This is a genomic window from Acidiphilium sp. 34-64-41, from assembly GCF_002282635.1.
GTDB classification, from domain to species: Bacteria; Pseudomonadota; Alphaproteobacteria; order Acetobacterales; family Acetobacteraceae; genus Acidiphilium; species Acidiphilium rubrum.
Window position 1 is genome coordinate 1 of the sequence record NZ_NCJX01000108.1, and the last position, 10,205, is coordinate 10,205.

Here is a 10,205-nt window from a genome sequence, read left to right on the forward strand (position 1 = left end):
CGCTGGATGTTCTCCACAGATCAGGCAAGAGTGAAGATGGCCAAATCCTACCCCACGCCATCAATCAAGGAGTCGTAATCACTGCGACGGGACACTAGTAAAGCTTAGGTTAAAAACATTTTTCTTCTTTTTTATGCATGGACGCGTGAGTTCCGCCGGTGGTCTTTGTATAGAAATATCTCATTTGATCGGCTGCGGCTTGCGCGGTCATCGCCAAGGGACCATAGTAAGGCGGTTTAGGTCAGGCAGCGTCGATTCGCTTTAGCCATCGATCAGGCCCACACCAAACGGCCGTCGTTCATCATTTTCGCCGGTCAGCACTCTATTCCAGATCATAACGAGGTATTTCTTTGCTCAACGAGCCCGACGAGGCTGAAGTTTCCGACGAGGTTACCGAAGCCCGCATCCGCCGTTCACTCGGCCTCATGTCATCACCGACCCCTGCGAACAATCATTCGAATACCAGCAGCCAGACCCATGGTTCGGGCGGCGGTAATTTGGGTGGTGCGATCCAGCGGCGCCGTTTTGTGCGCGACGGCGAAGTGCCGGTGACGATTCTGCATCCGAAATCGGACGCTGAAAATCGCCATGCCGCCGCCCTTGCCGACATGACACGGCAACGCGATACCGAACGCGCCGCGCGGTTGCGGGCCGAGCAATCGCTGCACGACGCGCAGGTGATGATCCAGACGCTTCAGACACGGATTGCTCACGCCGAAATCGCCAAATCCGAAATCGCTCAGGCGGAAACGGCGTTCGCTGAGGTGGCACGACCCGAGCCGGCCCCCGCGCCTGCGGCGATATCGGTTCCGACCTTGGCGGCACCCGAGGTTGAGCCGGAGGTCCTGCCGGTGACGAACGCGCAGCCGGTTGAGGCGCACCCCGCACCGCCGCGTCAGACCCGATCGCGCCGTGCCAAACCGCCGGTCGCGGCCGAGTCCGAGGAACCGACGCCGGTCAAATGGTGGCGGTGAGGATCTGACGCGCGGCGAGCCGACGCCGGTCATGCCCAAGGCTGGAACGCCCGGTGCGCCGGTCGCCAAGGTGCATATGACGCCGGAGGGGCATCGCCGCCTCGAGGCGGAACGTGCGGCCTTGCGGGAAGATCGGCACAAGATTGTCGCCATCGTCGCCTGGGCGGCGAGCAATGGCGATCGGAGCGAGAACGCCGATTACAAGGAAGGCAAGCGCCGGCTGCGCGAGATCGACCGGCGGTTGGGGTTTATTGCGCAACGCCTCGATGATGCCGAAATTGTTGGTCCGGCCGCTCAGACCCAGCGCGATCGCGTGTTTTTCGGTGCCACGGTTACTTATACGACGGAAGATGAGCGGGATATGACCGTCCGCATCGTCGGGGTCGATGAAGCGGATATGAGCCAGTCGACCGTGAGTATTGCCTCACCGGTTGCGCGCGCTCTGCTGCGCGCCCGCTGCGGCGATGAGGTGGTTATCCAGACGCCCAATGGCCCGCAACTTGTGGAAATCCGCCGCATCGATTACCCGGACCCGGTTTGACGACCGGTTGAGGTCCGTAATGATCCGGTGGGTCAGCGCATCGCCAGGTTTTCCTGGCGTGGTCCGATCAGGAAGCAGGATTGGTGGCGGCGTTGCAGTAAGGTGCAGGTGGCATGGGCGGCCGCTCGGCGTGGATCAACAGGGCCTGGCGTTTCGCCATCGCGTAATTGTCGTAAGCGCCGATCTGCGCGGTCCAGCCGGGGATCATGTCCTGCGTGACGTGGCCGGAGCGCATCACGATATTGCGGATGGTGACATGGCGCTGTGCCACGGTCACCAGAACGCGGCGGGCCGCGGGCTGGCGCACCGGGGCGGCTGCGGCGAACATCGGGTGGGTGGCCTGGGGGTGGGTGGCCTGACGCGTCTGGCGGATGGTGGCGGCATCGGCGGTTGGCATGATCGCGGGCAGGGCTTTGCGGAATGCGATGATCGGGCCGGTGCCGGCACCCTCGGCCGCGAAGCCCTGGTCGAGCAGGTGGGCCATTGTGTGGTAGGCCACACTCCAGCCGCGGGCGTGGAGCTCGACGCCGATCAGCATGTGGCCATCGCGCACGGCGGCGGTGACCAGGTTGAAGCGGGCGAGGTCGGTATAGCCGGTCTTCATGCCGATGGCGCCGGGGTAGAGTTTCAGCATGCCGTCGATATTGGGGATCGGCCGGCCTTCGAACATGAAGCTCGCGACCGAGAACAGGTAGCGGTATTGCGGATAGGTGAGCAGGATGTGGCGGGCGAGCACGGCCATATCGTAGGCATCCGTCACCTGGCCGGGGTTGGGCAGGCCGGAGGGGTTGTAGAATTGGGTGTGCAGCATGCCGAGGGCGTGGGCGCGTTCGGTCATGGCGGCGGCAGCGCGGCTGATGCTGCCGTTGCCGAGATATTGGCCGAGCGCGGTTGCGGCATCGTTGGCGGACAGGGTCGTCATGCCGAGCATGGCCTGGCGGACCGTGATGGTCTGGCCGGGCACGAGGTTGAGCTTGACAGGCTGCACATTGGCGGCGGCGGCGGTGACGGGAATGGTGGTATCGGGCGAGAGGCGGCCGGCGCGCAGATCGTGGAAGGCGAGATCGAGCGTCATTAGTTTGGTCAGGCTGGCGGGGAAACGTTCGGTATAGGGGTTGTTCTGCGACAGGATTTTGCCGGTGGTGGCATCCATCACGATCCAGTCGGTGCCGGGCGAGACCGGGCCATAGCCGGCCGGGAAGGCCTGGGCGGGGGTGATGGATTGCGCGGCGATGACACCGAGCCCGAGCGCCATGGCCATGAAACGCTTGGCTGTTGACGCAACCCAGAGCTGCAAACCGCCACCTGACATTCCGTACGCTCCCACTCGTGAACAATCGCTGACAAACTGGTAGGATAAAACAGTCCGAAATGTCTACCCGAAATTCGTATATTTAATAAAAAAACCAATTGGTTAACGAATAGTGTTACCAGATCGGAAGGGGTGGACGGCGCATTATTGGCCGGCATCAGGGCGCTGCCGATGGTCGGGCGGGGTAAATTGTTCATGTTGCACCGCACAAAAAACAATTGACGCGCTCAGTTGATCGGCCTATCTCGATCATGCTGCACTGCGGTAAACGTGGTGTGGCGAAACGCCGGTGCTTCTGTCGGCCCATTGGGCGAGGAGGCATCGGGCGACTAGAAATTGGGCGGTCGTGCTTTGACCTGAGCAACGGACGCACCGCCGACGGAACCATGTTGGGTCCGCAGGAACCGCAACCGATTGAGAAGGATATGATCATGACTGCCAAAACGAAATCAGCCGACCTGGTTCAGACCGCCGCGACCGAGGCGATGACCGAGACCAAGGCGCAGGTAACCGCAGGGTTCGAAAAGACCCTCAGCACAATGAAGGACGGCATGGAAAACGCAGCGAAGGGCTTTGAGGCTCAGCAGACCAAAATGAAGGAAAGCATGGCCAAGGCGATGAAGACGACCGAAGACATGGTTGCCTTCAGCAAGGGCAACATGGAAGCCTTCATGAAGGCCAGCCAGATCTTCACGACCGGCCTGCAGGGTCTTTCCAAGCACATTGCCAGCAGCACGCAGGCTTCGGTTGAAGAGACCGTTGCGATGACGAAGGCGATTGCCGGCGTCAAGTCGGTCAAGGAAGCGGTCGATCTGCAGTCCGGCTTCACGCGTTCGATGATGGAAAAGGCGATGGCCGATACCAGCAAGCTCACCGACGCTTCGATGAAGCTGACCGAGCAGGCGATTGCGCCGCTGACCGCGCGGATGACGCTCGCCGTCGAGAAGTTCGGCGCCGCTCTCTGATCATGGCGCGATGGCGCGGCGGAATTGCGTGGCGCCACGCGACCTGATGTTAAAGCGGGCGAGCCGGAGACGGTTCGCCCGTTGTTGTTTCGGACGGTTGTATTCAGATTTCGATTGACACGTGCGGGATGCGTGACATCCGGCCCGTGCCGGACTAGGACATCGGCGCACGACGCGATGGGATTGGAACATCATGAGTGATTTCAGACGGAAGGACGATGCCGGGTTCGGCCTCGACACCGACACGCGGATCAAGCCACAGCGGCCGCCGCTCTATAAAGTGATGATGCTGAACGACGATTATACGCCGATGGAGTTCGTGGTTCACGCGCTCGAGCGGTTTTTCGGCAAGAGCCGCGATGAGGCGGCCGAGATCACCGTGCACATCCACCGCCGTGGCGTGGGCGTGTGCGGGGTGTTCACCTATGACATCGCTGAGACCAAGATTACCCAGGTGATGGATCTGGCGCGCGAGAACCAACATCCGTTGCAGTGCACGCTGGAACGCGAATAGCTCGGGTTGGCATGCCGCAGGATCGGGCGGGGCGCGGTGCCATGCATTGCCCCGTCAAGTCATGCAGGATGTGCACTGGTCATTGTTTGCGAAAGCGACTATAGAGGTTTCACGGCGCTTTTTTTCGGTCCGGGTTGCTGCGTGCCTTTGTGCGATTTTCGCATTCGACACCTCCCCACGTTGAAGAGTTTCCTGGCTCACACAGTGTGAGTCGCCGTTCGTTGGTTTAGTTGGAGAGTTGTTATGTCGACAGGTACGGTTAAGTGGTTCAATGCGACCAAGGGCTACGGTTTCATTCAGCCCGATGATGGTTCGAAAGATGTGTTCGTGCATATTTCGGCCGTCGAGCGCTCGGGTCTCGGCCGTTTGAACGAGGGCCAGAAGGTCCAGTACGAAGTTCAGCGCGGCCAGCAGGGCAAGATGTCCGCTGAGAACCTCAAGGCCGCCTAATCCGGTCCGAAGGTATTGAAAAAGCGTCGCCTTGTGCGGCGCTTTTTTTTTGGCTTTTAGGGTAGGGTAGCGAGCGCTTCTTTTTTGTAAAAAAGAAGCAAAAAACTTTTTGACTCCGGGGCACGGGCGGTTTCAAAGGCGCGGGCCCAGATTAACAAAGTTTTTTTTGCTTCTTTTTTGTTCACAAAAAAGAAGACCTTACCTTGCCTGTTTGGCTCCGGTTGACATGCAAGGACCGAGGGCAGACATCATGAGCCACACGATCTTCTGCTGGAGTCCCCGTCATTTCGAGTGAAGCCCATGATACGGCGCTGAGCCAGACGCCTGAGCAGATTCTGCACACGATTTTTGGCCACGGCGGGTTTCGGGGCCAGCAGGCCGAGATTGTCTCGCATGTGATCGGCGGGGCGGATGCGATCGTGCTGATGCCGACCGGCGGTGGTAAATCGGTGTGTTATCAATTGCCCGCTTTGTGTCGGCCCGGCGTCGGCATTGTGGTGTCGCCGCTGATCGCGCTGATGCGCAATCAGGTCGAGGCGCTGCGCCAGTTGGGTGTGCGGGCCGCGGCGCTGAACTCCAGCCTCGATGCGGCCGAGCGCAGCCGGGTGCGGGCGGATTTGCGCGCCGGGCGGCTCGATTTGCTGTATGTCGCACCGGAGCGGCTGGTTTCGGCCGATTTCATGGACATGCTCGATGCGGTGCCGATCGCGCTGTTTGCGATCGACGAGGCGCATTGCATCAGCCAGTGGGGGCATGATTTCCGGCCGGAATATCTGCAACTGGCTACGTTGGGCACGCGGTTTCCCGGCGTGCCGCGCCTGGCACTGACCGCCACGGCCGATCCGCAGACGCGCGAGGATATTCGCCGCCGGCTCGACCTGGGTGCGGCGCGGTTGTTCCTCGCGAGTTTCGACCGGCCGAATATTTTTTATAATATCGCGCTCAAGACCGAGCCGAAGAAGCAGTTGCTGGCGTTTTTGAAGACGCATCCCGGCGAGAGCGGCATTGTTTACTGCCTCAGCCGCGCGACGGTGGAGGAAACGGCAGCCTGGCTGCGGGCGCAGGGGATCAACGCGCTGGCCTATCATGCCGGGCTCGATGCCGGGACGCGCAACCGGCATCAGGATGCGTTTCTCGCGGACGAGGGATTGGTGCTGGTCGCGACGATTGCGTTCGGCATGGGGATCGACAAGCCGGATGTGCGGTTTGTCGCGCATCTCGATCTGCCGTCGAGCCTGGAGGCGTTCTATCAGGAGACCGGGCGGGCCGGGCGCGACGGCATGCCGGCCGAGACGCTGCTGCTGTATGGGCTGCAGGATGTGACGCTGCGGCGCCGGATGATCGATCAGGGCGACGCGCCGGACGAGGTCAAGCGGGTCGAGCGCAGCAAGCTCGATGCGCTGCTCGGCGTGTGCGAAACCGCGGCCTGCCGGCGGCGGGCGATTCTGGCGCATTTCGGCGAAACGCCGGCACTGACCTGCGGGCATTGCGATAATTGCGCGACGGCGGTGGAAACCTGGGACGGCACGTTGGCGGCGCGCAAGGCGCTGTCGGCCATGTTGCGGACCGGGCAGCGGTTCGGCGTCGGGCATCTGACCGATGTGCTGCTGGGGGTGGCGACCGAAAAGATCGTGCGGTTCGGGCATGACAAGCTGCCGACCTTTGGCGTCGGCACCGAACTCGACCGCAAGGGCTGGGCTTCGGTGTTCCGCCAGATGGTGGTGCACGGCATTGTCGCGGTCGATCATGAGCAGTTCGGCGCGCTGTGCACCACGGCGTTGTCCGGCCCGATTTTGCGTGGGGCGGAGGTGGTGCACTTCCGGCGCGATCAGGCGAGCACGAAATCGGCCGGCGCGCGGACGCGGCCGGCGGCGCGCACGATGCTGGATGCCGGTGCTGAGCCGGTGTTCGAGGCGCTGCGGGCGACGCGCAAGCAACTGGCGACGGCGCAGGGCGTGCCGGCCTATGTGATTTTTCATGACAGCACGCTGATGGCGCTGGCGACCAAGCGGCCGCGCAGCCGGGCGGAGCTGGAGGCGATTCCCGGCATGGGGCGCAGCAAGATCGACCGCTACGGCGATGACGTGCTGGCGGCGCTGGCCCAGGCGCAGGGATAGGCCGCGACCTGCGGCACGTGATATATTGGCAAAACGATAATTTAGCGATATTCTAAGTGTCAGCCCTCGATCTCCCGTTGTGGGGATGTTCACGGTCTCGCGGGCCGGTCGATAAGGAAACAGCATGACACTGCCGATTGCATCCGATGCGGTCCATCCGCCGCAACTGCATGATGTTGCTCCGGATTTTCGGGCGCGCACCACGATGGGGATGCGCTCGCTTTCGGATTATCGGGGGCAGTGGGTGTTGTTTTTTTCGCATCCGGCGGATTTCACGCCGGTGTGCACCAGCGAATTCGTCGCCTTGGCCCGGGCGGCGGAGCGGTTTGCGGCGCTCGATTGTGCGTTGCTCGCGCTCTCGGTGGACAGTCTTTATTCGCATCTGGCGTGGCTGCGCAGTATTCGGGTGCAATTCGGCGTGGACATCGGGTTTCCGATCATTGAGGACCCTTCGATGGTGATTGCGCGCAGTTTCGGCATGGTGCCGCCGCAGGCGCCGGATACCGCGCTGGTGCGCGCGGTGTTCGTGATCGATCCGATCGGGATCGTGCGGGCGATTTTGTGGTACCCGATGACGACGGGCCGCAATGTCGAAGAACTGCTGCGCCTGGTGGCGGCACTGCGGACCAGCGATGCGCATCATGTTTCGACGCCGGCGAACTGGGTGCCCGGGGAGGACGTGATATTGCCGGCGCCGCAACTGGCGGCGGCGCTCGATGAGCCCGGCTTTGCCGGCGAGGATTGGTATTACCGCACCGGGCCGTTGCCCGATGCGCGCACGCCGAAGGCAAAGCCGGCATGAGCGGCGCGGGGGCGGCGACGATCGATGTGGCGAAGGCGGCGCTGGTGCTGCGCTCGCTCGCCAATGCGGTGCGGCTGCGCATCGTGCTGCATCTGCTGGGCGGCGAACAGGCGGTGGGGGATTTGGAGACCGCGCTCGATATCCGCCAGCCCAATCTGTCGCAGCAACTGGCCGAATTGCGCGATGCCGGGCTGGTGGTGGCGCGGCGGGATTCGCGGGCGATGATCTACAGCATTGCGGATGACGAGCAGAAACGCCTGATCGAGGCGCTGTTGGTCGGGTTCGGCGGCGAACCGCGCGACCCGGTTGCGCCGTCGGTACGGAGCGACACGCCGCGCCCTGACGCCAGCAACCGGCAGGTGGCAATGTTCGCAACAGTGGGCCCGAGCCGGCCGTAAGGCCGCGGGGTCAGCCGGACAGCGCGATCGACTGGCCGATGGTGGCGGGGTCGGCCAAGGCGGTGAGGATGTAGCGCGCGACATCCGCCCGGCCCATGGTTTGTTTGCCGAGCGCGCCGGTCGGGCTCGCGGTATAGGTTCCGGTGGCTGGCTGGTCGGTCAGGCCGACCGGCTGCACCAGGGTCCAGTCGAGGCTGGAAGCGCGCAAGGCGGCCTCCTGGCGCTCCTTGTCCGCCATGTGTTCGCGCAGGACCAGGCTGTAGAAGATTTTGAACATCAGCGGCGATTTCGTGCGCGTCGCGCCGATGCCGAACGCGGTGACGCAGACGACGCGCCGGACGCCGGCCGCCTGCATCGCGGCGATGATGTTGATGGTGCCGGTTTCGCAGACATCGCGCGGCGTGGTGCGCTTGGCGCCGAGCAGCAGGGCGAACGGGTTCTGCGAATTGCCGAGGCTGATCACCACCCGGTCATGCCCCGGCATGGCGGCGGCGACATCGGGGGGGTTCATGACATCGCCGGTGACGAGCGCAACGCCCGCCTGCTCGGTCAGACGGGCGGGGTTGCGGACAAAGGCGGTGACGTCATCACCCTCGGCACGGAGCAGGCGGATGACAGCGGCACCGGTGCCGCCGGTTGCGCCGAACACGATGGTTTTCATGGGATATCCTCTATGCCGATCTGGTGGATATGGCGATGCCCGGTTGGAGCGGAAGTTTTTTGCGGTGCTTCTTCAGAAACCCGGTGCGTGGGATGAAACTCAAGGTATAGTAAATTTTCTACTATAGGTTGGGTTACATGATCCGGTTGTTCGGAACTCTGGCCATCGCGCTGTTGTGGTGTGGCATCGCGACGGCGCAACTGCCGCCGGTGTTGCGCGATGGTTTGAACGTGGCGCATTGGTTTCGCTATCCGGCCCGATCGGGCGCGGCGGATTTGTGCTGCGATCTGTCATCGGGGACGCTGCGGCAGTTGCGCGCGGCGGGGGTGCGGTTTCTGCGTTTGCCGGTGCAACCGGCGCTGCTGCGTCAACCGGGCGCCTTGCAGGCGTTGCAGGCGGCGGTGCGGCGCGTGCTCGCTTCGGGGTTGGGCGTGGTGGTGGTGCCGACGCCGTTGCGGTGGAATGCTGGCGATCCCGCGCTCGATCGCGCGGGGCTGGTGGCGTTCTGGCGGCTGGTCGCGCCGGTTCTGGCTGGATTCGGGTCCTCCCGCGTGTTTCCGGAGGTGATGAACGAACCGGTGTTGACCGATCCGGCCGCGTGGCCGGCCATGCAATTGGGCGTGCTTGCGGTGATTCGGCGTAGCCTGCCGGGTTCCACGGTGATTGTGACCGGGGCCGATTGGGGCGGCATCGATGGTTTGCTGAAACTGCCGCCGATTGCCGATCAGCGGGTGATCTATAGTTTTCATTTCTATGAGCCGGCGGTGCTGACCGCGCTGGCGGCGTTCGACCCTGGGCTTGAGCGCCGGGTGCTGGCGCGGTTGCCGTTTCCGGTGAGTTCGGTGGCGGCGTGCGATGCGATCGGCGGTGATGCGCGGACGGCGGCGGTGGTGCGTTATTATTGCGCCGGGCGCTGGGATGCGGCGGCGTTGGCGAAGCGGATCGGCATGGTCGGGGCCTGGGCGGCCCGCCATCATGCCAATGTTCTGGTCGGTGAATTCGGGGCGGCCGCGGCGCTGAATGTGCAGGCGCGGCGGGAATGGCTGAGCGCGGCGCGGGGTGCGTTCGTTGCCAACGGGTTTGGCTGGGCGCTTTGGGGGTATGATGATCCGATGGGTCTGAACGTGTCGCCGATGGCGCATGGCGTGGCGCGGCTCGATCCTGGTGTGATGCGGGCGTTGGGGTGGCGGTGACCACGCCAAGGCGCGCGACAGGGTTGGTCAGATCAATGGTTCGGTAAACCGCGCCCGATCATGGGGCGGCGCAAAAGGCTCCGGCCAGAACTCGACGAGTTTCATGATTTTGCCGCCGGCGAGGCTGAAAAACGAGATCGCGCGCCCCTGTTGGACGCCATCGGTCACGGAGACGTCTGATACCAACCTGCCTATCCAATGACCGCTTTGATCCAGTCTCGTTGTGTGATCGAAGCGATTTGTTTTGGCATCTGCATGAGCTTGTTCCAGGCGTTTCG

The 10,205-nt window shown here is 63.1% G+C and carries 11 protein-coding genes and 1 pseudogene; 9 read left to right on the plus strand and 3 right to left on the minus strand.

Going from position 1 to position 10,205, the window contains the following annotated elements:
- Positions 1 to 350: 350 nt before the first annotated feature.
- Together B7X49_RS16610 and greB are read left to right on the plus strand one after the other, a co-directional pair.
- On the plus strand, positions 351 to 974 hold the full coding sequence (locus B7X49_RS16610) for a hypothetical protein (RefSeq protein ID WP_286705190.1): 624 nt from the start codon (positions 351 to 353) through the stop codon (positions 972 to 974).
- A gap of 31 nt (positions 975 to 1,005) precedes the next feature.
- Positions 1,006 to 1,515, plus strand: coding sequence for a transcription elongation factor GreB (gene greB / locus B7X49_RS16615; protein ID WP_286705191.1), 510 nt, complete (start codon positions 1,006 to 1,008; stop codon positions 1,513 to 1,515).
- Positions 1,516 to 1,582: 67 nt separating this feature from the next.
- Here greB and B7X49_RS16620 read toward each other — a convergent pair whose 3' ends face one another.
- Positions 1,583 to 2,776 carry a D-alanyl-D-alanine carboxypeptidase family protein gene (locus B7X49_RS16620; protein ID WP_286840288.1) on the minus strand — a complete coding sequence of 398 codons (1,194 nt, stop codon included), beginning with the start codon at positions 2,774 to 2,776 and terminating at the stop codon, positions 1,583 to 1,585.
- Positions 2,777 to 3,258: 482 nt separating this feature from the next.
- Between B7X49_RS16620 and B7X49_RS16625 the strand changes: the two genes are divergently transcribed.
- From B7X49_RS16625 to B7X49_RS16650, 6 genes are all read left to right on the plus strand, one after another.
- Entirely contained in the window at positions 3,259 to 3,792 is a 534-nt protein-coding gene (locus B7X49_RS16625) for a phasin family protein (RefSeq protein ID WP_286705194.1), read from the plus strand.
- A gap of 193 nt (positions 3,793 to 3,985) precedes the next feature.
- Positions 3,986 to 4,306: an ATP-dependent Clp protease adapter ClpS gene (gene clpS, locus B7X49_RS16630; RefSeq protein WP_029313579.1), complete on the plus strand. Its 321-nt coding sequence runs from the start codon at positions 3,986 to 3,988 to the stop codon at positions 4,304 to 4,306.
- Positions 4,307 to 4,549: 243 nt separating this feature from the next.
- Positions 4,550 to 4,756 carry a cold-shock protein gene (locus B7X49_RS16635; RefSeq protein ID WP_029313577.1) on the plus strand — a complete coding sequence of 69 codons (207 nt, stop codon included), beginning with the start codon at positions 4,550 to 4,552 and terminating at the stop codon, positions 4,754 to 4,756.
- A 311-nt stretch (positions 4,757 to 5,067) separates the two neighbouring features.
- On the plus strand, positions 5,068 to 6,873 hold the full coding sequence (recQ, locus tag B7X49_RS16640) for a DNA helicase RecQ (RefSeq protein ID WP_408735585.1): 1,806 nt from the start codon (positions 5,068 to 5,070) through the stop codon (positions 6,871 to 6,873).
- A gap of 124 nt (positions 6,874 to 6,997) precedes the next feature.
- Complete coding sequence (locus B7X49_RS16645; protein ID WP_286705195.1) at positions 6,998 to 7,675, plus strand: peroxiredoxin; 678 nt, start codon at positions 6,998 to 7,000, stop codon at positions 7,673 to 7,675.
- Positions 7,672 to 8,073 carry a helix-turn-helix transcriptional regulator gene (locus tag B7X49_RS16650; protein ID WP_076454714.1) on the plus strand — a complete coding sequence of 134 codons (402 nt, stop codon included), beginning with the start codon at positions 7,672 to 7,674 and terminating at the stop codon, positions 8,071 to 8,073. Before B7X49_RS16645 ends, B7X49_RS16650 begins: the two co-directional genes overlap by 4 nt.
- A 10-nt stretch (positions 8,074 to 8,083) precedes the next feature.
- On the opposite strand, the gene B7X49_RS16655 is transcribed toward B7X49_RS16650, so the two are convergent.
- Positions 8,084 to 8,734, minus strand: a complete 651-nt coding sequence (locus B7X49_RS16655; RefSeq protein ID WP_286705196.1) for an NAD(P)-dependent oxidoreductase — start codon at positions 8,732 to 8,734, stop codon at positions 8,084 to 8,086.
- A 137-nt stretch (positions 8,735 to 8,871) separates the two neighbouring features.
- Here B7X49_RS16655 and B7X49_RS16660 point away from each other — a divergent pair, with 137 nt between their 5' ends.
- Positions 8,872 to 9,927: a glycoside hydrolase family 5 protein gene (locus B7X49_RS16660; RefSeq protein ID WP_286705199.1), complete on the plus strand. Its 1,056-nt coding sequence runs from the start codon at positions 8,872 to 8,874 to the stop codon at positions 9,925 to 9,927.
- 27 nt (positions 9,928 to 9,954) lie between these two features.
- Here the strand turns inward: B7X49_RS16660 and B7X49_RS16665 are convergent.
- Positions 9,955 to 10,205 (minus strand): annotated as a pseudogene (locus B7X49_RS16665) (hypothetical protein); the annotation flags it as partial.

Bases quoted from the DNA above. Each gene is read 5' to 3' on its own strand.
- B7X49_RS16645 (WP_286705195.1), top strand. From the start codon at position 6,998: ATGACACTGCCGATTGCATCCGATGCGGTCCATCCGCCGCAACTGCAT.
- B7X49_RS16625 (WP_286705194.1), top strand. From the start codon at position 3,259: ATGACTGCCAAAACGAAATCAGCCGACCTGGTTCAGACCGCCGCGACC.
- greB (WP_286705191.1), top strand. From the start codon at position 1,006: ATGCCCAAGGCTGGAACGCCCGGTGCGCCGGTCGCCAAGGTGCATATG.
- clpS (WP_029313579.1), top strand. From the start codon at position 3,986: ATGAGTGATTTCAGACGGAAGGACGATGCCGGGTTCGGCCTCGACACC.
- B7X49_RS16650 (WP_076454714.1), top strand. From the start codon at position 7,672: ATGAGCGGCGCGGGGGCGGCGACGATCGATGTGGCGAAGGCGGCGCTG.
- B7X49_RS16635 (WP_029313577.1), top strand. From the start codon at position 4,550: ATGTCGACAGGTACGGTTAAGTGGTTCAATGCGACCAAGGGCTACGGT.
- B7X49_RS16655 (WP_286705196.1), bottom strand. From the start codon at position 8,734: ATGAAAACCATCGTGTTCGGCGCAACCGGCGGCACCGGTGCCGCTGTC.
- B7X49_RS16660 (WP_286705199.1), top strand. From the start codon at position 8,872: ATGATCCGGTTGTTCGGAACTCTGGCCATCGCGCTGTTGTGGTGTGGC.
- B7X49_RS16620 (WP_286840288.1), bottom strand. From the start codon at position 2,776: ATGGCCATGGCGCTCGGGCTCGGTGTCATCGCCGCGCAATCCATCACC.